Genomic DNA, 24,857 nt, shown 5'->3' on the forward strand with positions numbered 1-24,857 from the left:
GACGCCCTCGTCGACGCCGCCGACACCCTCGGCGCGTACGTCCGGACCGGCGAGCAACTGCCACTCGACCGCGCGCGTCGACTCCTCGCCGACGCGGAGGCGTGAGTTCGCAAGTTGCGATCGACCGGACGACCCGAGAGAGCGAACGCCACCGAGAGAGCGGAAGACGGGAATCACCGCTGATACTCGCGAGAGTAGATTCAAACGCCGCCGTTCCGACCCCGGCGTATGGCCGCGTTCGACGTCCACGACCACCGACACGAGGAAGCAGCTCAGGGACACGGGCACGACCGGGCTCTTCGAGAACCGAGGCGATCTCGCGTGTCCGGTCTGTGACGCTCCGTTCGAACGCCTGTTCACGACCCGCGAACCGGGTGCCCAGTTCCCCGAGAACGACGGATCGCGGTTCTGTCTACTCCGTGACGAGGGAGCGGTCCACCTGTTCAGACACTGATCGCCTGACTCAGGGTGCATCCGGAACGCTCCGAGCGCCGCATCTGTGCTCGCTCACACGCACACGAGACCCGAATTTTGTACCAACGGGGGTGTCTGAGAACGCGTCACGGGGTGTTATTTTCACCATGTTGTGGTGTGTCAGTCGTTAGAAAAATGCTGCGTCCAACACCCAGCTACGAGCGATCGATTCCTCCTTGCCGTGCTTCACCCGAGGGGAACTCGTCGTAGCAGGCTTCGTTCAATCGGAGGTCGAGGGATTTCTCGATCTGTACGTAAATCACGTCGCCGGTATACTCGTTGTAGCAATCCAGCGTGATTGGACCGTTTGCTTCCAGATCGTCGCCGAATGAAGCCGTCACGTTGAGACTGGTACCTCCAGGCATCTCACCGAGTGCAACCTCCGTCTCTACCGTCGTCCATTCGTCCGGGTTAGCGGCACCAACTTCCAGATACTGACGGACCAACTCTGTGCCGTCCTTTTCGACGGACAGATAGCCCTGGTGGCGCGAGCTAGAGTAATTGTTCACCGCAATCAGAAGCGACTGCTGCGGATCGGAAAGTCCCGAACACCCGGCCAATGCGGCGAGTCCGCCCGTGCTTGCAAGGAGGAACTGCCGACGAGTCGAGGACATACAGACTCGTACTGAGAGAGCATTATATTCTTTTTCACGGCACTGAGCGACCCGAAGACGACTGAAAGGAGACCTCCCCTGAATTGGGCGAATCGACGGAGCGAAGAACGGGTATGTGAACTGTTGGATGACGCCCTCGTACCAACGCCAACCGATCGTCTCCCCGCCAGTGAGCTGTCTCAGTCGTGGCCGGCGGGACCGACGGCCGGATCGGGGTCGTCGATGTACCGTCGGCGCCACGTCCCGCGTGCGAACCACGCGACGCCGACGGTCGCGCCGAGGACGTTCCCGACCGCCATTCCGACCCAGATCCCCGTCGCGCCCCAACCGGCGACGAAGACCAGGTACGCCACGCTGCCGACCCGGCCGACCCACAGGGTGAGTATGGAGAGCACCATCGCGGTCTTCGTGTCGCCGGCGCCGCGGAACGCGCCGAGTATCACCTGCGTGACCCCGATGAAGGCGAACTCGACGGACCGGATCCGGACGTACTCGACCGCGTGCGAGACGGTCGCCGGCGCGTCGGGCACATCGCCGAGGAACACGTCGACGATCGGCTCCGTGAACGCCACGGCGACGACGGCGACGACGAGCATCACGCCCGCGCCGACCGCCGCGGCGACCCGGACCGCCCGCGCGGCGCGGTCGGCCCGGTCGGCACCGAGGTTCTGCCCGACCATGGTGTCGATGGCGCGACCGAGCCCCATCGCGGGGAGGAACACGAGCGAGATGAGCCGGTTGCCCAGCCCGTAGGCGGCGACGACCGGCGGCGAGAAGGTGACGACTATCGCGGTGAGCGTTATCATCGCCAGCGCGCTGGTCGTCTGCTCGACGCTGGCCGGGAGTCCGAGACGGAAGATGTCGCCGATGAATGCGGGGTCCGGCCGGAGGTGCGCGAGCGTCACCGCGGGACCGAGTTCGGTCCCGAACAGCACCCAGACGCCGACGGCCGTCGCGAGTCCGCGGGAGAGGATCGTCGCGAGCGCCGCGCCCTCGATCCCGAGGCCGGCGAAGCCGGTGGCCGCGAACAGCGCGGCCTCCAGCCCGACGGGATCGAGTCCGGCGACGACCGGAACCGCGGCGAGCCAGTCGACGAGCGGGTTGCCGGCGAACCCGAAGATGAAGAACGGGTCGAGGAGGACATTCAGGAACACCGAGACGGCCATCACCGCCATCGGCGTCCGGGCGTCGCCGTACCCGCGCATCAGCGCCGAGAAGACGAAGAACCCGAACATCAGGGGGACGCCGGCGAAGATGACCTCCATGTAGTCGGCCGCCAGCGGCACGACCGTCGCCGCCGTGTCGGGGTCGCTCGGCAACACGCCGAGCGCGGGCCGCGTGTACAGGAATCCACCGATCCCGATAAGCACGGAGAGCACGGTGACGGTGAGGATGGTCTGGCCGGCGACGAGCCCGGCGGATCGGTCGCCGTCGGCGCCCGTGTACTGGGCGACGAGGATCGCCCCCGCGGTGGTGAACCCGCCGGCGACGGCGATGAGCAGGAAGATGAGGGGGAACGCGAGGCTGACGGCGCCGACCGCCTCCGCGGACAGCCGCCCGAGGTACAGCGTGTCGACGACGTTGTACGTCACCTGCAACAGCTGAATGACGACGATCGGCCACGCGAGCCGGAACAGCGGCCGGAGCAGGCTCCCCTCGGTGATAGAGCCGGCGTCGACTCGGTCGTCGGAGGGCTCGTCGTACTCGTCGGCGGAGGGTCCGTCGCGGTCGTCGGAGGGTCCGTCGCGGTCGTCGGAGGGCTCGTCGTACTCGTCGGAGGGCTCGTCGCTCACTCGGCGATCGGAGGCCTGCGCACCCAATCAGCCTTCCGATTCCGGCGTCGCCGACGGCCGATCTGTCCCACCGTCGTCCGAGCCGTCACCGTCTGCGGCAGACGGGTCGTCCTCGCCGACCGACGACTCGAGGTTCGCGTTCGCACCGTCGCCGTCGATTCGGTCACCGGGTCCACTCACCTGCGCGACCCCCGAGGTCTCGTCGAAGACGAGGTGGCGGTGCGGGTACGCCATCTCGACGTCGGTGTCCGCGAGCCGCTCGCGGATCCGCGTGTTGACGTCGGACTGGACCTTTCCGAGCTTGTACGGCTTCTTCACCCAGTATCGGAGCCGCAGCAGGACGCCGTCGTCGCCGAACTCGTGGAGCCGGCAGTCGGGGCTCGCAGTGTAGCGCGCGACGCCGACGCGGATGTCCGGTCCGCCGTCGATCACCGCCTCGCAGTCCCGGGCGGCGCGCTCGATGCGCCGTCTCGCCTCCGGGATGTCGCTCTCGTAGGTGACGAGGACGTCGATGCTCCGCCGCGTTCGCTCGTCCTCGGCCGAGAAGTTCGTCACGTCGCGCTCCCTGACGGTCCCGTTCGGCACGACGAGGAACGTGTTGTCGAGGGTGAATATCTTCGTGTAGCGGATCGTGATGTCCTCGACGAACCCGATAGTGCCGTCGTCGAGCTGGATCATGTCGCCGATCTCGAACGGCTGGTCGGCGAGGACGAACACCCCGTTGATGAAGTTGCCGACGATCGGCGCGAGGATGATACCGATAACCGCCGAGAAGACGGCGGTCCCGACGAGCAGGTCCGAGAATGGGAACCCGGCGAGCCGGAGGCCGACGAAGAACGCCACCACGACGGTCCCGGCGCGTATCCCGCGGATGATCGTCTGCGCGACGCTCTGTCTGGCGACGCGTCGCGCCACCGGACGGGCGACGAGCCGCGCGAGGAACTTCGCGACGAGCATACCGACGCCGACCGCCACGACGACGAGGATCGCCCCGGCGCCGGGTACCGACGCGAACGACGAGAACGCCTCCGTGACGAGCGACAGCACCCTCCTGACCGGCGACGGCACTGTCGCGACCGGGGACAGAACCGGCTCGGCCGACGAGAGCGCGTGCGTGATTCGGCCGAGACCTGCGGGCGGTGCCATGCCGGATCCGGCGACGCCCATCCGAAAAAGCGTTTCTCCCCGGGACGGTTCCCGCGTCCGCAGCACGGGGCAACCCAGTAACTAAAACGCCGTCGGTCGAACGGCCGGCATGGCAGATCCAACGTCTCCCGAGCCGACGTTCAGTGTCACGCACGACTCCGAGCCGAGCAAGACACTCATCGCCGGGTTCTCCTCGTTCGGACTCGCCGGGCTGACCGCCGTGGACTACCTGGTCGACAACCTCGGCCTGGAGGCGCGCGGCCACGTCCGAACCAACGGAATCCCGTCGATCACGCCGTTCGAGAAGGGAATTCCGCGACACCCGATCCGGCTGTACGGGGGCGCCGACGTCGACGTCACCGTGCTCGTCGCGGAGCAGTTCGTCCCGCCCGTCCTCGGCGATCGGCTCGCCGCGGCGATCCTCGACTGGACCGACGCGGTCGCCGTCTCGGAGATCGCGGTGCTGGCCGGGGTGCCGGTCCCGCACGGTCCCGACGCGCACCAGACGTTCTACGTCGCCACCGACGACTACCGGGCGGCCCGACTCGACGACGGGAGCGTTCCGCCGATGGAGGCCGGATTCCTCGACGGCACCAACGCCTCGCTGCTCGAACGGGGGATCGACTCGCCGCTCGGCGTCGGCGTGTTCGTCACGCCGGTCCACGCGCAGGCGCCGGACGTCGAGGCCGCGGTGCGGCTGGTGGACACGGTCGAGTCGACCTACGACCTCGGAGTCGACTCGGAGCCGCTCGCGTCGTTCGCGGCCGAGATCCGCCGCCACTACGAGGACCTCGCCGAACGCATCGACGAGCGCGAACCGGACGGGACCTACGACCGGATGTACATGTGAGGTTTCGAACGACATCTGATCGGCCGAGCGATCGGCCCCGTCTCGGCACGACCGGTACCGTCTCGGCACGACCGGTACCGTCTCGGCACGACCGCGAGGGAGTCGTCTCTATAACCACGTGCAACTCGAGTCATAGTAAAAACCTATATCAGGGGATACACTACCGCCTGTATGGCCGACGATCTCCGCAGCACGCTCGATCGCGTCGGGGACCAGTTCAACCTCGGCGAGTACGAGATCGACGCGTACCTTGCGGTGTTAGAGCACGGAGAACTGACCGCGAGCGACATCGCCGACCGGACGGACATCCCGCAACCCCGGGTGTACGACACGGTACGGAGCCTCTCGGACCGCGGGCTCGTCGAGCTCCGCGAGTCGCGGCCGATGAAGATCGTCGCCGTCGACCCCGAGGACGCCTTCGGTGGCCTCCGGTCGTCGTTCGCGGCGATGGTCGACGAGCTGGAGGCCCGGTACACCGCCCCGACCCGCGAGACCGAGGCGGTGTCGCTCGTGAAGTCCCGGTCGACGATCATCCGCTACCTCGAGGAGGTCATCACCGGCGCGGAGTACGAGCTGGCCCTCTCGCTCACGCCGAACCTCCTGCGACGGTTCCGCGACGACCTCGCCGAGCAGGTGGCCGCGGGCGTGAGCGTGGAACTGCTCGTCACGCCGGCAGCACGCGCGCCCGCGCCGACGGAGTTCGACTACGAGGAGGTGGCGACGATCGCCCGCGCGCGCCGCGGAATCACCACCCCGATCCTCGCGGTCGGCGACGGAGAGTACTCCGTGTACGCCACCCAGGACGCGCTCCGCGACGACCGCGAGCGATACGGTGTCATCTTCAACCGCTCCGCGCTCGGGTTCCTCGTCTCCGGATTCTTCGGAACCGTGCTGTGGACCACCGCGGAGACGCTCGCGACGGACGGCGCCGAGCGACCGTTTCCCCGGCGTTACGCGTCGATCCGACGCGCAGTCAAGGACCTCCGTGAGTTCGACGGCGACGAGTTCTACGCCGCGGTCGAGGGGCGCGACATCGAGACCGGCGAAGCGGTGACCGTCCGGGGTCGAGTCGTCGACGTCACGTTCGAGGACACCGAGGAGGTGGCCTCGCTCGTGGTCGAGACCGACGACTCCCGCGTCGAGATCGGCGGGCGCGTCGCTGCCCTCGAGGATGTCGAGGGCCAGGAGATCGTGATCGGCCGCGACGGACCACCGGAACTCTGAGACGGCCGACACAATCGGGGGCCGACACATTCGAGACCGACACATTCGAGACCGACACATTCGAGGCGGGCGCGCTCCGGCGAGCGGGCGACTGCGCCCGCGACGCCGAGCGCGAGGGAGGTGTCGACGCCGGCGCGGGGTGGTGCGGTTCCGCGCCGGCGTCGGCGCCGAGGCTGGGGAGGTGCGAGGCGGGGCGGTTCCGCGGACGGGGACGAGCGCCCCGGCGACGAACCGGATTTATACGCCGCCCCCGCGGTCGATCCGTATGGAGTACACCACGCTCGGCGGCACGGGCGCGACCGTGAGCCGGCTCGCGCTCGGCTGTATGAGCGTCGGGAGCGGCCACGACTGGATGCTCGACGCGGAGGAGGGACGCGAACTGATCGAGCGCGCGATCGAACTCGGAATCACGTTCTTCGACACCGCGAACGTCTACTCGAACGGCGAGAGCGAGACCATCCTCGGTGACGCCCTCGGGGAGTACGACCGGGATCGGTTCGTCGTCGCCACGAAGGTGTACGGCGAGATGGACGAGTCGAATCCCAACGTGTCCGGTCTCTCGCGGAAGGCGATCGAACAGGAGCTGTCGAACAGCCTCGACCGCCTCGGGATGGACACGGTCGACCTCTACCAGATCCATCGATGGGATTACGACACGCCGATCGAAGAGACGCTGAGTACCCTGGACGACGCGGTCCGTCGCGGGCAGGTGCGGTACGTCGGCGCCTCCTCGATGTGGGCTCACCAGTTCGCGGACGCGCTCCACGTGAGCGAACGCGAGGGCTATGAGCGCTTCGTCACCATGCAGAACCTCTACAACCTCGCGTACCGCGAAGAGGAGCGCGAGATGCTCCCGCTGTGCGCGCGAGAAGACGTCGGACTGATTCCCTGGAGTCCCCTCGGTGCGGGATACCTGACGCGCCCCTACGAGCGGGACGACGCCACGACCCGCGGGGAACACGAGACCGAACTCGGCCGCCCCTACCGGGAGGGCGGCGGCGAGGCGATCAACCGCCGAGTCCAGGAGCTGGCCGACGAGAAGGGCGTGAAGATGGCCCAGATCGCGCTCCGCTGGGTCGCCGGGAAGGACGTCGTCGACGCGCCGATCGTCGGCACCTCCAGCGTCGAACACCTCGAAGACGCTGTCGAGGCGCTCGACGTCGACCTCTCGGCGTCCGACGTCGAGTGGCTCGAGGAGCCCTACGAGCCGGTCCGCGTCTCCGGCCACGAGTGAGCGCTCGCGAGCGAGAGGTCGCCGTCCTGTGCCGGCGTAACACACTTAAGATCGCGCTCTATACCGATACTCAGTGGCATCCCGACAGGGCGGGCCGGGAGCCGACGAGGCGTCCGAGCCCGGATCGACGGAGCGTCGGACCGCGACGACGACCACTCCGGCGACACCGCGTCGCCGACCCGCCGACCGCGGCGTCCCTTCCGTCGAACCGCGGATCCGAGAACCGGGGACGGCCGACCGGTCGTCGGACCGGCCCCCCACGAGGCGAACCGCGACGGACCCGCCGGTTCGCGATCCCGGGCTGTACGCGCTTACTGACCACTTCCGTGACCGACTCCAACAGCCGGGGCGGTACGTCTCGACGCGCACCGTGAGCGACGCGATCCGTCGCGGGCAGCTCCGTTGGAACCGCACCGACGGCTGGCGGTTCGCGCTCGTCGAGGCGGGGATCCGCTTCGTCGTCGTCGTGAGCGACACGGAGACGGAGTCGCCGGTCGTCGTCACCGGCTGGACCGAGGTCGCCGACCGCGAGGCGGCCCTCAGCGCTCCCCGGTGGGACGCGGTCGACGTCGACACCATCTCCGTGCGCGCCGCCCTCAGCGAGTCGGCGACCACGCCGATCCCGGACCAGATACGGCCGCGCGACGTGAGCCGTCCCTTCGCGGTCGGCGAGCACCGCCTGACGACCGCCCCCGGCGACCCGTTCGTCCGGTGTTCCGCCTGCGGCTGCCGCTTCCGCTCGAAGGAGGCGATCACTTCCCGTCGGTGTAGCGGTCGGTCGCCGGGACGGTAACGGGCGGCGATGCCCCCGTTCGCCAGGGCGGCCAGCCGCGGTGGTCGTCCCGGGACGCTACTCCTTTCTGCGTGCCGGCCGAAGCGGTGCCGATGGCAGACGACACCGGATCGCCAGGAGCGGCGGCAGACGACCTCTCGCTCGAACGATTCCACGAGGCGCTCGAAGCCGAGGAGCGTCCCGTCGCGACCGCGAGCGAGGTCGCGCGGCGGCTCGGGACCACGCAGGCGGCCGCCCGCGATGCGCTGGCCGCACTCGTCGACCGTGGCGACGTCGACCGGCTCGACGTCGAGACCGACCCGGTCGTCTTCTACCCGAGCGACTGGGGCGCGCTGGCGACCCGCGAACGCGTCGTCGTCTTCCCGAAGCGCCGCGAGATCGTCGTCGACCGGCCGACCCAGTACACCCGGGCGGGGCTCTCGCAGTTCGCGCACCTCGTCGACACCACGGGCACGGAGCCCGGCACCCGCGGGTACCTCTATCGGATCCGTCAGGAGGACGTCTGGGCCGCGCCGTTCGACGACGCCGACGCCCTGATCGCGAGCCTCCGGTCGGTCCTCCCCAGACGCTACGAGCACCTCGAAGACTGGATCCGCGACCAGTGGCGCCGCGCGCACCGCTTCAGACTGTACACTCACGAGGACGGCTACGTCGTGCTGGCGGCCGCGAACGAGAACCTGATGGGCAACGTCGCCGACCAGCACCTCGACGAGGACCACCTCCGCGCGCCCATCTCGGAGACGGAGGCGTGGGTGAACGCGGACGCCGTCGCCGCGGTGAAGCGCGCACTCTACGACGCCAGCTACCCGGTCGAGGACGACCGCGACCTGGAGACCGGCGACCCCGTCGACGTCGCGCTCACGACCGACCTCAGGGACTATCAAGAGACGTGGGTCGAGACGTTCCTCGAACGCAAGTCAGGCGTGTACGTCGGCCCGCCGGGGTCCGGCAAGACCGTCGCCGCTATCGCGACGATCGCGGCCGTCGGCGGCGAGACCCTCATCCTCGTCCCCTCTCGCGAACTGGCCGACCAGTGGCGCACGGAGCTGCTCGACCACTCGACGATCGACCCCGCCGACGTCGGCGTGTACCACGGCGGGACGAAGGAGATACGGCCGGTCACGATCGCGACCTACCAGATCGCCGGGATGGACCGCCACCGGAGCCTGTTCGACTCCCGAAAGTGGGGGCTGATCTGTTTCGACGAGGCACACCACATCACGGCGCCGGTGTTCTCGCGGTCGGCCGAGCTCCAGAGCAAACACCGGCTCGGGCTCTCGGCGACCCCCGTCAGCGAGACCGGCAGCGAAGAGGAGATCTACACCCTGATCGGGCAACCTATCGGCGCGGACTGGGACGCCCTCTTCGAGGCGGGCTTCGTCCAGGAGCCGGAAGTGGAGATCCGGTACGTCCCCTGGCGCGACGAGTTGGCGCAGAGCGAGTACGCCGCTGCCGACGGCCGCGAGCGCCGCCGGGTCGCCGCCGAGAACCCCGCGAAGATCGAGGAGATCCGGTACCTGCTCGCCGCCCACCGCGACAAGAAGGCGCTCGTCTTCGTCGAGTACCTCGACCAGGGCGAGGCGATCGCCGACGCGCTGGACGTCCCGTTCGTCAGCGGCGAGACCCCCCACCACGAACGCCGGGAGCTGTTCCGACGGTTCCGGACCGACTCCGACGGCGACGACCTCGCCGTCCTCGTCGTCTCCCGCGTCGGCGACGAGGGCATCGACCTCCCGAACGCCGAGCTGGCGATCGTCGCGAGCGGCCTCGGCGGCTCCCGCCGACAGGGCTCACAGCGCGCCGGACGGACGATGCGGCCCTCCGGCTCCGCACTCGTCTACGTGCTCGCGACCCGCGGATCGAGCGAGGAGGAGTTCGCCCAGCGACAGATGCGCCACCTCGCGCGCAAGGGCGTTCGGGTGCGCGAGACGAACGTCGCGGAGTGACAGACGTCACAGGTCGCGGAGTGACAGACGTCGTAGAGTCACCGCTCCGACGTCGGAACCGCCCGACGCCGTGACCGATCGGAACGTGAACCTTAACAACATCCGTTGTGAACCGCGACACATGCCAAACGCGAACGACGTCGCCGTCGGGATCGTCGGTCTCGGCGGCATCGGCACCCACCACGCCGGGAAGCTCGTCGATCGGGAGGAGACTCTCGTCGGCGGGATGGACATCGACGCCGACGCGCGAGCGCGGTTCCACGAGGAGTTCGATGTGCCCACCTACGAGGACGAGGAGGACCTCTACGAGACGTGCGACGCGGTCCTGATCACGACGCCGAACCGATTCCACGAGGAGTACGCGCTCTCGGCGCTCGACGCCGGCCTCGACGTGCTCTTGGAGAAGCCGCTCGCGCACACCCTCGAGAGCGCGGAGCGGATCGTCGAGGCCGCCCGCGAGGCCGAGGGGTTCTGCATGGTCGGGTTCAACAACCGGTTCGCGGAGCCGGTGCAGGTGATCAAACACTACCAGGACGAGGGACGGTTCGGCGAGACGACCCACGTGGAGGCGAACTACGTCCGCCGGCGCGGCGTCCCCGGTCGCGGATCGTGGTTCACCTCGAACGAGGTCGCCGGCGGCGGCGCGCTCATCGACATCGGCGTCCACGCCATCGACCTCGCGCTCTACTTCCTCGACCACCCCGAGATCGTCGAGGTCTCCGGCGAGACGCGCTCCGAGTTCGGCGGCCGCGACGACTACGCGTTCGTCCACATGTGGGGCGACGACAACGGAGGCGACGGCTTCGACGTCGAGGACTCCGCGTCGGCGTTCATCCGCGACGCCGACGGCAACACGGTCTCCCTGGAAGTCGCGTGGGCGACGAACCGCCCGACGACCGACGAGTTCGTGGTCCGCGGCACCGAGGCGGGGGCGACCTTCGACCGCGGCAGCGACGCCCTCACGATCCACGAGGCCGGGGTCGGCGGCGGTCACCACCTCTCGGACACGTCCGTCGAAACGCGGGAGGGCGACAGCCACGCCGCCGAGCAGGCGGCCTTCCTTGAGGCGGTCGCCGCCGGCGAGCCCCCGGCGATCAACACGATCGACGAGGCGCTCCGTGTACAGCGCGTTATCGACGCGATCTACCGGTCCTCCGAGCGCGGCGAGGCGGTGCGACTCGACTGAACGACGGTCATCGTCGCCCGCCCGACGAGCGCTCCGGTAGCCCCGACCGTTTGTCGCGACGGGATTTATCCGACCTCCGCTCGTCGAGAGCCAGTATGGTCGTCGTCGAGGAGGTCACCACACTGAGCGCGCGCCGCACCCAAACCTCGTCCGAGACGTTCCCTGATGACGCATTGGCGTCGATTCGGGCGGCCGTCGAGGCCGTCCCGGCCAGCGTCTTCGACGGTTCGACGAAACACACCGAGATCGACGCGTTCGATGCCGCGATCGCCGACGGTCTCCCCCAGTACGAGTACGAAGGGGACGCGCCGGCGGCTACAATCCGAACTGTAAGCTCTGGTCGCATCTGGGGTTTAATTACAGCGTCGACCTCTACGACGCCCACACCCGCATCGCCGTCGAGGTCGAGAAGAGCGAGCGGAAGAACGTCAGCGACGACCTGCTCAAGTTCCAGAAGGGGTACCGCACCCAGAAGGACGGCCGGCCGAAGATCGAGTTCGGCTGTCTGGTGGTGCCGGTGAACTATCTCGGGCGACATAACCTCTACCGGCACAGCCTGACCAAGCTCGACTTCATGAAGGGCGTCCTGTTCATCGACGACGTCGCCGTCATCAGCTATCGCGACCCGCGATCGGACTGACGCCGTTCGTTCTGGGCTGTTCGTTGGTGTCTCCAGAACGCAGGGCGTTCTGGTGGAACGAGAAACGCTGTTTCTCGTCGCTTGCGCTGTTGGGACTCTCCCCCGATGACGGGCTGACGACCCTGCTGAACACACAGCGCGTACAGGGCGTCATAGAAGAGTTCACACACCTGCACAGGAGTCGCTCAGTACAGAAGATGCGCGTATCGGTTAGGTCCGTCTGTAGGCCAACCAATACGAGAGTGGGAGTGTCACCACGAGGATTAGTAGCGTCGCTATCACCTGAGTGTAGGGGTCTGGTGACGATACCTGAGCGGCAATAGCGAATCCGAGCATAATCAGGAGGGATTCATAGATACTGAACTGAACACGCCGTGACAGGTTCATTCATAATGCACACTCAAATTCGGAATAGAATCCTATCGGTAGCGGTGCCACACACCCACACATGATCTGATAGCTGATACCTCTGTTTCCCGATGAAATAACTCGACGGGAGAAGCATTCTATGACACCCTCTGCGCGTCTGCAGTACGTCACCGATAGAGGTGGAGACTGACGGTGAACGTCCGAAACGGACCGCTCACCCACGAAAAACCTCGGCGATTCATCACTATCTTTTATGCGGTTGGCGAAGAGCCATCTACGGGATGACTACCGGGAGAAAAACGAACGATAACACAACTGAATCATGGGATCAGTTGTATGAGGCACTTGCCTCCCAACCACGTCGGATGATCATCTTCTCGTTGATGAAGGAACCAGAAGGGGAGCGACTCCCGTTGCCTGATGCCGCACGAGCACCGGATCGCTCAACTGAGTCCGGGAATTTATCCCTTCAGTTGCGTCATCATCACCTTCCCAAACTCGCTGAGGCGGGATACATACACTGGGAGAGTGAGCCGTTCTCTGTTCGGCGGGGCTCTCACTTCGATGAGCCAGCACTTGTGATTAGCAAGATGACCGAGTCGACTGACGACCATCCGGGAAGATTGCGTGAGGAGTGTGTCGTTATCGGGGAGGTGACTGAGAATGGGTAGTTCAGATCCCGTTACCAAAGTCGTCGAAGCCGTTGCCGCGGTTGACGGGGTTGAGATGACAGAAATGCCCCCGCTTCACGACTACATCGATCCAGAAATATTGATCAAATTGGCCGAACAGGACACAGCGGGCGACTGCCAAGTGACATTTCAGTTCGTCGATCATCAGATCACGGTCACTCAGGACGTACAGGTCTTTATTGACGGAAAACTCAACCGTCAGACGCTGCCGTAATGCCCATTCGTCCACACGAGGACGAAGTCGCTCACGTCGTTCGCTTCCTCCAGTCTCGTCGGCGGCTCCGCGGGCGACGACGCCACCGCACCGCAGATCGGTAGTTCACTCGCCTGAATTGAACACCAGTAACGAACGGATCGAGGGGACGTTCATCCCGGTATATATCACTGGAGCGGCCAACCGTTCGATATGAACTGCCCTCCAAACGATACCACTCGGCGGCGAGCGCTTCAGGTGATCGGAGGTATCGGCATTACAACCGCCGCTGGGTGTCTCACGCGGTTCTCACGGTCGGACTCCTGTTCGAACTCGAACGAGGGAACCGTTTCACTGGATACGGCAACGGCGACCGGTATCTCCAACGAGTTTAGCACGCCGCTCGACGGGTTGTCTCACGCCACGCAAGTCGCCGTTACCGACGCACTCGATGCGGATACTGGAGAATCCACCTCCCGGGCATACTACGATCCGGATCCCCGGACGGACTTCGTCGTCACAGGACCTGAAGCGCGCTACTACCGTATCGAAACGACCGATCACGACGGAACACAGACGACCGGTTACGAATACTCGGCCGAGATCGACGTCGATGAATCCGCGCTCTCGGACGGCGTGACAGCCCGTTCGTTTACGGAATTACCTGCTCACGATCGCGAGTCGCTCCGCAGTGCGATAGGGAATCCGGGGCTCCTTCACGCACCACATTACACGTCGTTCTCGGTCACCTTTGCATACGAACAGGCCGAGATGCGGGACCAGTCCGTGTTCGTCCCGGATGGGACCACACAGTATCTGGAATGGGACGAGACGCTGTTACGATTGACCTTCGAGGAGCAACGGACGGTCGTAATCACGAGCACGACCGTCTCGACTGAACGCGTCGCTACGTCACCGGACGGGTTCAAAGCGTATATCGGCGACAACCGCGGCGTCGTTCTCGACTCCCTTACGACCCAACAGCGGGACATCGTGGACCAGGCGATCGACGGCACGTACGCCGAGTGTCGACCGTATTCGGAGCCGTTCAGCGATCTCCGCGAACGACTCTCGGCACGCGACGATAGCGTCGTGTTACTCGTTCAGTACGACGACGACTGGTACTTCGGTCATCTGTCTTGACCGCAATCAGACCAACCGAGCCATTTGGTAACAATTTCAACAGCGTCATCCGAACCTATTCGGTCGTGCGTCCCGTTTCGAGAGACGACCCGTGACACACGACGCCGGCCCGACGCCGCCCTCCGAACGCATCGTCAGCCTCGACGCGCTCCGGGGGTTCGCCCTGCTCGGCATCCTCGTCATCAACGTCTGGGTGTTCGCGATGCCGGAGGCGACGCTCCTGAACCCCACCGTGTACGGGGATTTCACCGGCGCGAACTACTGGACGTGGTTCCTCGGACACGTGTTCGCCCAGTCGAAGTTCATCACGCTGTTCTCGGCGCTGTTCGGCGCCGGCGTCCTGCTGTTCGTCGAGAGCAAACGCGGGAAGGGCCAGCCGGCGGTTCGGCTCCACTACCGACGGACCGCGGTGCTCATCGCGATCGGGCTGTTGCACGCGTACCTCCTGTGGTACGGCGACATCTTGGTCGCCTACGGGCTCTGCGGGCTGTTCCTGATCCACGTGCGGGACATGGAGGCGAAGCGGCTGGCCGTCCTCGGCGGGATCTTCCTGTGTTTCGTCCCCGCGCTGGAGCTATCCGTCGCGGTCACGGTCGGCGGCGAGGCGATCGCGGGCCAGTGGGCGCCCGCGGAGGCCGCGCTCCGACAGGAGGTCGCGACCTACCGCGGCGGCTGGCTCGCACAGATGGACCACCGGATCCCCTCTTCGTTCCAGCGGCAGACGACCGGCTTCATCGGCTCGACGTTCTGGCGGGTCGGCGGCGTCATGCTGCTCGGGATGGCGCTGTATCGGTGGGGCGTGCTGACCGGCGAGCGATCCACGCGGGTGTACCGCTGGCTCGTCGCGGGCGGCGTCGTCGGCGTCGCGATCGTGGTCGCCGGCGTGGCCTACATCGAGGCCAACGACTGGAGCGCCGACGCCGCGCTGTTCTGGCGGCAGTTCAACTACTGGGGGAGCCTGCTCGTCGCCGGCGGCTACCTCGGGATCGTCACGCTGTACGCGCGTCGACGGCCGGACGGGCCCGTGACGCGCGCGTTCGCGGCGGTCGGTCGGACCGCGTTCACGAACTACCTCCTCCAGACCGTGATCGCGACCACCATCTTCTACGGCCACGGGCTGGGGCTTTTCGGCTCCGTGAGCCGCGTCGAGCAGTACGGGATCGTCGTCGCGATCTGGGCGGTGCAGGTCGTCCTCTCGGTGCTCTGGCTGCGCCGCTACCGGTTCGGCCCCGTCGAGTGGGTCTGGCGCACGCTCACCTACGGGGAGCGACAGCCGATGCGAACCTCGGAGTGACCGGAACCGGGTGTCCCCTCGCCCGCCCCGTCACCCGCCCACCGCCGTCGTATCCCCGGAATCCCTTTTAATTGGGCCCCCTTCCGTTCGACCATGATCGACGAGACCGTCGCCGAGATCCGGGCGATGCAGACCCACAGCACGTCGGCGGTAGCCGTGAAGGCGACGCGGTCGCTCGCGGAGCTTCTCGACCGGGAGTACGTGGCCGTCGACGAGTTCGAGCGCGACCTCGAACACAACGCCGGCGTGTTACGACGCTCGAACCCCTCGCACGCCGCGCTCCACAACGCGATGCGAGACGTCGAGCGTTCCGTCGTCGGCGAGACGACGAGCGTCGAGGGGGCCAAGCAGCTCTTAGAGGACGTGATAGCCCGCGTCGTCGACGACATCGAGACCGCGAAGGGCGAGGCGGCCGCCAACGCGGCCGAACGCATCGAGGACGGCGACACCCTGCTCGTCCACGACTACTCGACGACCGTCCTGGAGTCGATCGAGAACGCCGCGCGCGACGGCGCCCACCTCACGGTGTACGTCACGGAGGCGCGTCCGCGCACTCTCGGGCGGAAGACGGCCCGCGTGCTCGCCGGGATGTCGCGCGTGGAGACCCGGATGGTCGTCGACAGCGCGATGGGGTACGCCCTCCGCGACTGCGACCGCGTCGTCCTCGGGATCACCTGCATCACCGGCGGCACCTACTACAACCGGATCGGGACCTTCCCGATCGTCGTCACCGCCCGGAACCTCGGCGTCCCCGTGATCGCGGTCGGCTCCGGCGCGAAGACGATAGAGGAGTTCCGGTTCGAAAACGAGTTCCGCGACGCCGTCGAGGTGATGCGCGAGCCGGTCGAGGGCGTCGAGATCGAGAATCCGAGCTACGACGCGACGCCCGTCGGCATGATCGACACCGTGATCACCGACGACGGCGTCCGCGAGTAGTCGCTCGCACCCCGGACGGACACAAACGCTTTGTGGGTGTACCGTGTTATCAACACGTAATGAGCGTTCGAACAGGGTCCACCACCGCGTTCCGGGTTCCCAGCGCGGAGCCCGCGGCGCCCGAGTGCACGAGTCTCTCTTGTACGCTCGGCGATCTGCTGACGGAGCCGGGCGTTGCCACCGCGGCCGTCGTGGCCGGTATCGCGGCCCTGATCGCGTTCGCGTACGTCCGCGACGCACGGACCGCCTGCGAGCGCGAGCGCCGGCGGGTCCTCGACGAGCGCGACGCGTTCGAGCGGTTCGCCGACCGGGTCGCCGCGTTCGACCCCGCCCCGACGGACGCGACGGCGACCGAGGGTCCGGTCGCCAGCGTCCACCAGGTCAAAAGCGGCAGCGGAACCGACGTCACCCTCCAGCGGGTGTTGCGGGCGTACCGCGACACGGTGATGTCGCTGTCGCACTACGGGGAGGAATACGACGAAACCGTCGCAGAGAGCCTCTCTGCGGAGCTCGGTACCGATACGGCGACATCGCTGGCGACGAACCGGACGCTCTCGGCGGCGGCCCAGACCGCGCTCGTCGACCGGAGCCGCCACGCCGCGGCCGCCCGCGAGTCGCTGGCCGACGGGATCGACGCCGAGCTTGACGCCCTCTCGGACGCGGAGTCACGTCTGTCGAGGATCGACAGGCAGCGGCGGCGGCTGCTCGCGCACCTGGAGGGGATAGACGGCCGCCACCGGACCGACGCCTCGATAGACGTCTGGAACCGCCTCGACGAACTCGAAGACGAGTGCGACGCGGCGGCGGCCGACCGGCAGCAGACGCTCCGGAACCCGCCGTTGACCGCCGACAGTCCCGCGACTGGCGAGGACGACACGGACTTCTATCGCTATCTCTACGGCTCGCTCGACGGACCGCAGTACCCCGTGCTGGCGCAGATCACCGACCTCGCGGACCGACTCCGCGACGACCGCGACCGGGTGGCACAGGGGATCGTCGACCCCGGGTGAGCGGTCCGACGGCGGGCTGATCGGGTCCGCGGCGGGACGAGCGATCCGTGCGTGGCGGCGCGCGTCCTCCACCACGAAGACAAAACGTTTAGCGCCCGCCGAACTGCGGGCGGGTATGGAGTTCTTCGAGACGCTCGCGGACCGGATCGAGACGACGGACAGCGTCGTCTCGGTCGGTCTCGATCCCGACCCGGACCGGATTCCCGCGTTCCTTGCGGACGCCGACCTCCCGCGGTGGGCGTTCAACCGCCGCGTTATCGACGCGACCCACGAGCACGCCGCCTGTTACAAGCCGAACGCGGCGTTCTACGAGGATGTCGACGGGTGGCACGCGTTAGCAGAGACGGTCGCGTACGCGCACGGCAAGGACGTCCCCGTCCTCCTCGACGCCAAGCGCGCCGATATCGGCAACACCACGCGGCAGTACGCCGAGGCGCTCGACGACGACGGGATCGGCGTCGACGCCATCACCGTGAACCCGTACCTCGGTCGCGACTCGCTCCAGCCGTTCCTCGACCGCACCGAGAGGGGGGTGTTCGTGCTGTGTCGCACCTCGAACCCGGGTGGAAGCGACCTCCAGGACCTCGAACTCGCCACCGGCGAGCCCGTCTACGAGCGCGTCGCGGCGCTGGCGGACGGCTGGAACGCCGACGGCAACGTCGGGCTCGTGGTGGGCGCGACCGCCCCGGCGGAGCTGGCCGAGGTCCGCGACATCGTCCCGGAGATCCCCTTCCTCGTCCCCGGCGTCGGTGCGCAGGGCGGCGACGCCGAGGCGGCTGTCGAGCACGGCCTCGCGGCGGTGCCCGGAGCCAGCGTCGACGTCGGGCTCGTCAACTCCTCGCGGGGGATCATCTTCGCCGGCGAGGAGTCGAGCCGTCCCGACGACGAGGCGACGTACTTCGCGGCCGCCGGCGACGCGGCGAAGCGGCTCAAGCGACGGCTGAACCGACACCGATGACGGTTCTGGACCCGGACGCGCGGACCCCGTTCCCGTCTCTCTCGTCCCGATAGACACGGCCTTCCCGACGTGATCACGCTCACTCTCGCCCACGGACGCACGCGGTGCAGGCCCCCGTCGAGTCAGCCCAGTGGTCGACGCAGACGGCTCGACCACAGCGGGGACAGCCGTGTCGCGCCGGTGCCGCCTCGCAGATCTGACAGACTCCCGTGACGCTCATGGAGGTCCTTCGTCGGGCGTCCCCTTAGCGTCGGGGGCGGACGGCTTATGGAAGTCGGGAACGACGCTGGCGTATGCGCCAGTTCGTCGTCGTCGGCCACGACGTGCCCACCGATCCGGACGCCGTCTCGCTGTCGGACATCCCCGGCGCGGGACGGCTCGACCTCCTCTGCCGGTGCGTCTCGACCGGCGTGTTCCTCTCACACGGGATCCGCGAGGCGGTCCGCGTCCACCTCGTCGTCGCCGACGAGCTCACCGTCACCTTCGACGCGGACCGACTCCGGCACCTCCACCCCGACGAGCGCAACGTCGCCGCGCGCGTCCGAGACGCGCTCGCCGCCCGGGACGACGCCATCGGCCACGAGCCCGCGGACGTCTCGCCCGGCGTCGAACTCCGTCGGATGGGACTGTCGGTGACCCTGGACCGCCTCGTCGACGGGCGGCGGGCGGCGACCGATCCCGCCCTCGTCCAGCTCCACGAGGCGGGCGAACCGCTCGTCGGCGTTGATCCACCCGCGGATCCGGTGTTCGTGCTCTCCGACCACCGGGACTTCACCGCGGCGGAGGCGGCCCTGCTCGCCGACGAGTCGGATCGGCGCGTGCGCGTCGGACCGAAACGCCTCCACGCCGACGACACGATCGCCGTCGTGCACAACTGGCTCGACACGGACGGGTACGCGTCGTACTGACTCCCACCGCGTCCGACGATGACCTCGAACTCCACCGACGACGAACCGGATCCGGCCGACCGCACGCCGAGTTCACCCGAACGGCGGACCACGACGCGCCCGCCACCGACGACAGGTTCGACGTCCCGCTCCGGGGCGTCGACATCGACCCCGAGACGCGGTGTGCCCACTGGGACGCCCCGGTCGACGTCGTAGCGCTCCGGTTCGGCTGCTGTGAGTCGTACGCCCCGTGTTTCGCGTGTCACTTGGCCGTCGCCGACCACGAGCCCGACCCGTGGCCGCGCGACCGGTTCGACGAGCCGGCAGTCCTCTGTGGCGTCTGTGGCGAGACGCTGACGGCCCGCGCGTACCTCGACGGCGACGACGCCTGCCCGCACTGCGGCGCCGCGTTCAACCCCGGCTGTCGGGCGCACCGCGACCGGTACTTCGAGCGGTGATCCCACGGTTTCGGAAGCGTTAAAAGACCCAACGGCCTTCTTTCTCGTGCGGGCCGGTGGGGTAGCTTGGTATCCTTCGGCCTTCGGGTGGCCGTAACCACGATTCAAATTCGTGCCGGCCCATAGGATACATATCCTTTTCCACCTTTTTCTTACACTTAGCGACGCTCTCGCGCCGCGTCAGGAGGTGACGTCAGGAGGTGGCGTCATGAGCAGCGTCAAGCGGCAGATCGACGTTGATCTCGACGCCGACGGGAACGCGGTGGAGGCCGTCAGAGAGCGCCGCGAGCTAAAGATCTCGGAGCTGTTCAATGCCGATGGCGAGCTGCGCCTCTGGCAGGACACCGCCGGCTGGAGCGGCTACAAGCGAGAGGAAGTCGACGGCGATGTTCGGTACTACTCGGTGAACACGCGGTTCGACGAAAACGAGTGGATCTCGAAGATACGGTGCGGAGAGAAGGCGGTTCACGACGCGATCTGCCAGCACACCGAGGACAGACACGCGGGTGGCGTCGGCAACTTCGTGAAGAGGTGTCGCCGCCATGAGCGTTGAGACCTCCGTTGAGGAGCACCGCGAGAAGATTGCGAACCGCCTCGGTGAGCCGGAGCGGCTACGCTTCCCGAGCGATTGGACGATGTCGACGAGCTGGCGGCGAGCGCAGGCGGCGCCGGCGACGGATAAGTCATGGCGGGCGATCGAGCGTCGGAAGGAACACGGCTACGACCACGGCCGACCACGATTCGGGATGATCTACGACGCGGACGGGCACTACCAGGTTCCCGGCGAGGAGTTCGACACGGTGCTGGAGATCTTCCAGCTCGACAACGCCTGGAAAAGCCGACGGGAGATCGCAGATCTCGACGCTGAATCGTACCCGGAACTGGGTGCAGACCGCCGAAAAGACCGGAACGAGCGAGCCGACCAGAGTGAACAGATCGTCGAGGTGAGGAGAGCGCTCGCTCGCGTCGACGAGGCGCGGGATTGGCTTGACCAGATCGAAGACGAGTGGAGCGACCAATAGCGTTTGAACCATCACTCTTGTTGAGGCGATGTTTTAACATCCCGTCGGTTCCTACTGGAGGCTGTATGGCGCAGTCATCCATCCGGATCGTGACGGATCTCCACGCGGAGCCGCATATCGAGGGACGACGCGTGACGGTCCGGCGGATCCAAGGGCTCGTCGAGGAGGCAGGACGCCCTGTCGAGGAGGTAGCCGAGCAGCTAGACCTCGACGTCGCCGACGTCTACGGTGCCCTTCAGTACTACCACAGCCATCCGGATGAGATGCGTGAGGCCGAGCGGGAGCGAGCTGAGCGCGAGCAGCAGGCCCGAGACGATGGTGCAAAGACGCTCGCCGAGATCAAACGAGAGCGCACGTAGCCCCGGATGGAGTATCGGATTCTCGTCGACGAAAACACGAGTCCGCGAGTCGCTGAATCGCTTCGAGGGAAGGGATACGCGGCTGAACACGTTCACGATGTCCTCGAAGAGGGTGTCGACGACGAAACTATCGCCGCGACAGCTCGTGAGCAAGGGTACACGGTGTTGACGCACGACTCGGATTTTCTTGACCCCGAGAAGCGTGGATCGATTCCGGTCGTGTACTACGGAGACGACACGATGGACACCTACGAGATCGCGGACCGCGTTGACGAGTTGATCACGTGGATTCCTGATCCCAGGGATTTGCCACCGGTGACGAACCTGTCTGAGTGGAAGTAGATCGATAGTGAGAACGTCCGCGGCTGTTTCGTGACTGCCGACCGATTCTTATCCTCGTCCGTCGACCACGTGGCCGATGTCCTGGAGAACTACCTGCGGATGAAGGAGCGCGCCGAGGAATTCGATGCTAAGATCGAACAGAGAGACAAATCGACGAGATCGTCTACGAACTGTACGGGCTGACTAACCAGGAGATCGAGACCGACCTGATCGGCGCGCACTGGCTGGCGACTGAGTCGGCGCCGCGGGACCAGTTCTAATTTGTACACCGTGCCGGTCCGTTACGATCGCGACCCACGATCACGACGTGCTCCGCTCGATCCGACCGATAAGGAGAGCATACTAAAGCAAACGTCGTCACCCCAATGAGACGTGTCGATATGATAGGCTGTCTTTCCCCGATGTCGTCTCTCGTCTCGGCGGTGTCCGTAGCGATCTGCTCCGCAGCAACCGTTCGAGCGAGGTCCGAACGCGACCGTTTCGGCCGATGAAACGGCTCCTCCGTCTTCTCAAACGAACCCTCTCCCCGTCCGGAAGTCTCACGTCACGCACGATGATCGGCGGACTCTGGACGGCGTTCACCAACGCCAGCGGCCAGATCCTCCAGATCGTGTTGCTCGTGGTACTAGCCCGCATCCTCTCGCCGGCCGACTTCGGGCTGTACGGGATCGCGACGCTCACGCTCACCGCGCTCCAGCAGTTCTCGCGGCTCGGCTTCGATACGGCCCTCATCCAGCGACACGAGGAGAACGTCGATCCGTATCTCGACACCGTGTTCACGCTCCAGATCCTTCGCGGGGCGGCCATCGCCGGGATCGCGTTCCTCAGCGCGCCCCTCATCGCGGCCTTCTTTTCCGAACCGCGTGCGACGCCGATCCTGCGGGTTATCGCCCTCCTGACGGTGTTTCAGGCGCTCTACAATCCGGGGACTGTCTACTTCGAAAAGAACCTGAAGTTCCACAAGGAGTTCGTCATGTCGTTCAGCGGTTCCTTCACGCGGTTCGTCGTGTCGATCGGGTACGCCCTCGTCAATCCGACCGTGTGGGCGCTCGTCGCCGGTGCGGTCGTCGGAAACTTCGTCCAGCTGGTGGTCTCGTACCTCGTCCATGACTACCGCCCATGGCCGCGGTTCGACCGCGAGCGCGCCATGGAACTGATAGACTACGGGAAGTGGATATTCGGCTCGTCGGCGATCTCCTTCTTCTACAGCGAAGGTGACGACATCTTCGTCGGACGCCTCCTCGGTTCCGGAAGCCTCGGGCTGTACCAGGTCGCCTATCGGCTGTCGAACGCGCCGGCGACCGAGATCGCTCACACCATCTCGAGGGTCTCGATGCCGGCCTACTCGAAGATCCAGGACGACGAAGCCGCCCTCCAGGAGGGGTTCCATCGTGTCCTCCAGTTCTCCTCGCTCGTTTCGGTACCGATGGGAATCGGGATCGTCGTCGTCGCTCCCGTCTTCGTTCCGACGTTCCTCGGCGACGGGTGGGAGGCGATGGTCGCGCCGATGCAGGTCCTCGCGGTGTTCGGTGTCCTGCGCTCCGTCCGAACCTGTGCGTCACCGCTTTTCAGAGCGCTCGGCAAACCCGACTACACCGCGAAGATCCACGCGATCCGGCTGTCTCTCATGGTCATCACGATCTACCCGCTGACGCAGGCGTTCGGGCTCGTCGGGACGTCGCTTTCGGTCCTGTTGACGAGCACGGTCGGGATCCCGATCGCGACGGTGTTGGTGCTCCGGCTGATCGGCGACGACCTGCGCTCGCTCGTCGCGGTCGTGGGGGTTCCGCTCGCGGGGAGTCTGCTCATGGGGGGCTGTGCGCTCGCCGTCCGGCGGACCGTCACCGCGGCTTTCGGGGAGGGGGTTTCGTTCGTCGCCACGGTTCTCACCGGCGTCGTGATCTACGGGCTGTTCTTGCTCGCGGTCGAGTGGCGGTACGAGATCGGGCTCCAGGCGTTCCTCGGTCAGTTCAAACGGAGCTTCTGAGGTCCCCGGTCACGACGGAAGCCGATCGTCCGTCGGATAGTATCCGCCTACTCGGCGTCGACGGGAGAAATGTCTACCTAATTAACACGTTATAGATGAACGGACGAGTATATGGTACTCCTCCGTGCGATGGACCATTTCCGTGAGGGTGGATTCGAACGCCTATTACCGGCCGCGAGACAGTGGGCCTCATATCACCTCGAATATCTCCTATTCGGTCTCGAACGGGCTCTCCTGACCGATAGACAGTGGTTCGAGTACACCGTCTGGCGAAATCAGCGGGGAATAGACGCCGCGGCCGACCCCCGTGAACTGCGATACGTTGACCCCGCGAGAATCCGACGGAAATCCCCCTGGGAGACGCGCTTCTGTTTCCGGAAGTTCGGTGCCGTTCGAGCGGGCAACTGGGACGTCGATCCGCCACGACTGGCCGACAAGTTCGACGAGATCTGGGAGGCGCTCGAATCGAGATACGTCGACGGGAACGCGTGGGAAGACGTGGCGCTCGTCCAGGAGGTCGCCGCCGGGAACAGACGGTGGCGGTTGGCCACCGGCGAGGAGGTCTGGGAGTGGGTCGACGACCTCGACGCGGTGTACCGCAGCATCCGGGACAACGGCTATCGTTCCGTTCGAGAGATACACGGCGTCCCCTTCGAGGAGGCGGCCGAGCCGTCGTACGACTCACCGGTCGAACGGTTCCTGCCCGTCGCGAACGAGTCGATGTTCTTCTACGAGACGGACGATCTCACACTCTTCGACTGGATGGCCGACATTCAGGTCGACATCGGTCGTGACGGCGAGATCCTCCAGCACAACGGCCGCCATCGGATCTGGTTCGCCCAGCACCTCGACGTGGCCGAGATCCCCGTCTGCGTCGTCGTCCGCCACGAGAAGTGGCAGCAGCTCCGGGACGAGATCGCGAACGCGTCGTCGAAGTCGGAGCTGAGCGATCGCGCCAGGAGACACCTCGATCACCCGGATATGACGGACGTCGTGGACGATCTGAACGTGACTGAGGGACGGACAGACGAGGCGAGGCAACGGCCGCTCCCGGAGAGGGGGATCCAACCCGAACGGACGATTGACCAGCCCCGATCTGACCGAATTGGCCTTCCGATATCATCGGATACTCCCGTCAGGACCGGACGTAAGCACTAGTTTCCCGAGAGGCATGGTGTCATAGAAGGGTTCACACGCCTGCACAGGATTCGCTCAGTACAGGCGACGAGACGTTCGATCTGTCGTGCGGTGGCGCGCCGGTGAGCGCCCAGCGGGCGCGAACGCGCGCGAGGGAGTCGCTGGCGGCG

Annotated in this window: 22 protein-coding genes, 1 tRNA gene and 3 pseudogenes; 23 read left to right on the forward strand and 3 right to left on the reverse strand. The window is 66.4% G+C overall.

Annotation, left to right across the window (positions count from 1 at the left end; translation table 11 throughout):
* Positions 1-228 precede the first annotated feature (228 nt).
* Positions 229-454: pseudogene (locus GJ633_RS18190) on the forward strand (flagella cluster protein).
* A gap of 175 nt (positions 455-629) precedes the next feature.
* Here GJ633_RS18190 and GJ633_RS03520 read toward each other — a convergent pair.
* The 3 genes from GJ633_RS03520 to GJ633_RS03530 form a co-directional block, all read right to left on the reverse strand.
* Positions 630-1,088: a hypothetical protein gene (locus tag GJ633_RS03520; protein ID WP_156587219.1), complete on the reverse strand. Its 459-nt coding sequence runs from the start codon at positions 1,086-1,088 to the stop codon at positions 630-632.
* A 179-nt stretch (positions 1,089-1,267) separates the two neighbouring features.
* On the reverse strand, positions 1,268-2,881 hold the full coding sequence (locus tag GJ633_RS03525) for an MATE family efflux transporter (protein ID WP_321168890.1): 1,614 nt from the start codon (positions 2,879-2,881) through the stop codon (positions 1,268-1,270).
* 27 nt (positions 2,882-2,908) lie between these two features.
* Positions 2,909-4,027, reverse strand: a complete 1,119-nt coding sequence (locus tag GJ633_RS03530; RefSeq protein ID WP_156587232.1) for a mechanosensitive ion channel family protein — start codon at positions 4,025-4,027, stop codon at positions 2,909-2,911.
* Between the two features lie 109 nt (positions 4,028-4,136).
* On the opposite strand from GJ633_RS03530, the gene GJ633_RS03535 reads away from it, so the two are divergent.
* From GJ633_RS03535 to GJ633_RS03640, 22 genes and pseudogenes are all read left to right on the forward strand, one after another.
* Positions 4,137-4,877, forward strand: a complete 741-nt coding sequence (locus GJ633_RS03535) for a proteasome assembly chaperone family protein (RefSeq protein WP_156587235.1) — start codon at positions 4,137-4,139, stop codon at positions 4,875-4,877.
* Positions 4,878-5,048: 171 nt separating this feature from the next.
* Complete coding sequence (gene trmB / locus GJ633_RS03540) at positions 5,049-6,101, forward strand: HTH-type sugar sensing transcriptional regulator TrmB (RefSeq protein ID WP_156587238.1); 1,053 nt, start codon at positions 5,049-5,051, stop codon at positions 6,099-6,101.
* A 265-nt stretch (positions 6,102-6,366) separates the two neighbouring features.
* Positions 6,367-7,335, forward strand: coding sequence for an aldo/keto reductase (locus GJ633_RS03545; RefSeq protein ID WP_156587240.1), 969 nt, complete (start codon positions 6,367-6,369; stop codon positions 7,333-7,335).
* 73 nt (positions 7,336-7,408) lie between these two features.
* Complete coding sequence (locus GJ633_RS03550; RefSeq protein ID WP_231741222.1) at positions 7,409-8,128, forward strand: hypothetical protein; 720 nt, start codon at positions 7,409-7,411, stop codon at positions 8,126-8,128.
* 92 nt (positions 8,129-8,220) lie between these two features.
* Positions 8,221-10,074, forward strand: coding sequence for a DEAD/DEAH box helicase (locus GJ633_RS03555; RefSeq protein WP_156587242.1), 1,854 nt, complete (start codon positions 8,221-8,223; stop codon positions 10,072-10,074).
* Positions 10,075-10,195: 121 nt separating this feature from the next.
* Positions 10,196-11,260 carry a Gfo/Idh/MocA family protein gene (locus tag GJ633_RS03560; protein ID WP_156587244.1) on the forward strand — a complete coding sequence of 355 codons (1,065 nt, stop codon included), beginning with the start codon at positions 10,196-10,198 and terminating at the stop codon, positions 11,258-11,260.
* A gap of 95 nt (positions 11,261-11,355) precedes the next feature.
* Positions 11,356-11,900 (forward strand): annotated as a pseudogene (locus GJ633_RS03565) (hypothetical protein).
* A gap of 1,095 nt (positions 11,901-12,995) precedes the next feature.
* Positions 12,996-13,175, forward strand: coding sequence for a HalOD1 output domain-containing protein (locus GJ633_RS18435; RefSeq protein WP_394351120.1), 180 nt, complete (start codon positions 12,996-12,998; stop codon positions 13,173-13,175).
* A 750-nt stretch (positions 13,176-13,925) separates the two neighbouring features.
* Complete coding sequence (locus GJ633_RS03575; protein WP_156587247.1) at positions 13,926-14,297, forward strand: hypothetical protein; 372 nt, start codon at positions 13,926-13,928, stop codon at positions 14,295-14,297.
* Positions 14,298-14,388: 91 nt separating this feature from the next.
* Positions 14,389-15,591: a DUF418 domain-containing protein gene (locus GJ633_RS03580; RefSeq protein WP_321168891.1), complete on the forward strand. Its 1,203-nt coding sequence runs from the start codon at positions 14,389-14,391 to the stop codon at positions 15,589-15,591.
* 93 nt (positions 15,592-15,684) lie between these two features.
* Complete coding sequence (locus tag GJ633_RS03585) at positions 15,685-16,527, forward strand: translation initiation factor eIF-2B (protein ID WP_156587250.1); 843 nt, start codon at positions 15,685-15,687, stop codon at positions 16,525-16,527.
* A 59-nt stretch (positions 16,528-16,586) separates the two neighbouring features.
* Positions 16,587-17,537 (forward strand): hypothetical protein, encoded by a 951-nt coding sequence (locus GJ633_RS03590; RefSeq protein WP_156587252.1) that lies wholly within the window; start codon positions 16,587-16,589, stop codon positions 17,535-17,537.
* Between the two features lie 115 nt (positions 17,538-17,652).
* Positions 17,653-18,495 (forward strand): orotidine-5'-phosphate decarboxylase, encoded by an 843-nt coding sequence (pyrF, locus tag GJ633_RS03595; protein WP_156587254.1) that lies wholly within the window; start codon positions 17,653-17,655, stop codon positions 18,493-18,495.
* Between the two features lie 293 nt (positions 18,496-18,788).
* Positions 18,789-19,403, forward strand: a complete 615-nt coding sequence (trmY, locus tag GJ633_RS03600; RefSeq protein WP_156587256.1) for a tRNA (pseudouridine(54)-N(1))-methyltransferase TrmY — start codon at positions 18,789-18,791, stop codon at positions 19,401-19,403.
* 18 nt (positions 19,404-19,421) lie between these two features.
* Positions 19,422-19,840 (forward strand): annotated as a pseudogene (locus GJ633_RS03605) (CHY zinc finger protein).
* Positions 19,841-19,890: 50 nt separating this feature from the next.
* Positions 19,891-19,963 (forward strand) — tRNA-Pro (locus tag GJ633_RS03610).
* An 85-nt stretch (positions 19,964-20,048) separates the two neighbouring features.
* Positions 20,049-20,393, forward strand: a complete 345-nt coding sequence (locus tag GJ633_RS03615) for a hypothetical protein (protein ID WP_156587260.1) — start codon at positions 20,049-20,051, stop codon at positions 20,391-20,393.
* A complete protein-coding gene (locus tag GJ633_RS17605) occupies positions 20,383-20,862 on the forward strand; it encodes a hypothetical protein (protein WP_231741223.1) in 480 nt (159 codons plus the stop codon). The genes GJ633_RS03615 and GJ633_RS17605 overlap by 11 nt, the downstream gene beginning before the upstream one ends.
* Positions 20,863-20,927: 65 nt before the next feature.
* Positions 20,928-21,221: a DUF433 domain-containing protein gene (locus tag GJ633_RS03625; RefSeq protein ID WP_156587262.1), complete on the forward strand. Its 294-nt coding sequence runs from the start codon at positions 20,928-20,930 to the stop codon at positions 21,219-21,221.
* A gap of 6 nt (positions 21,222-21,227) precedes the next feature.
* Positions 21,228-21,563 (forward strand): DUF5615 family PIN-like protein, encoded by a 336-nt coding sequence (locus GJ633_RS03630; protein ID WP_156587264.1) that lies wholly within the window; start codon positions 21,228-21,230, stop codon positions 21,561-21,563.
* A 553-nt stretch (positions 21,564-22,116) separates the two neighbouring features.
* Positions 22,117-23,550 (forward strand): lipopolysaccharide biosynthesis protein, encoded by a 1,434-nt coding sequence (locus tag GJ633_RS03635; protein ID WP_197431218.1) that lies wholly within the window; start codon positions 22,117-22,119, stop codon positions 23,548-23,550.
* 111 nt (positions 23,551-23,661) lie between these two features.
* Positions 23,662-24,708, forward strand: coding sequence for a hypothetical protein (locus GJ633_RS03640; RefSeq protein WP_156587268.1), 1,047 nt, complete (start codon positions 23,662-23,664; stop codon positions 24,706-24,708).
* Positions 24,709-24,857 lie beyond the last annotated feature (149 nt).

The sequence above is a fragment of the Halorubrum sp. CBA1125 genome, assembly GCF_009742825.1.
In the GTDB taxonomy this organism is placed as follows: Archaea; Halobacteriota; Halobacteria; order Halobacteriales; family Haloferacaceae; genus Halorubrum.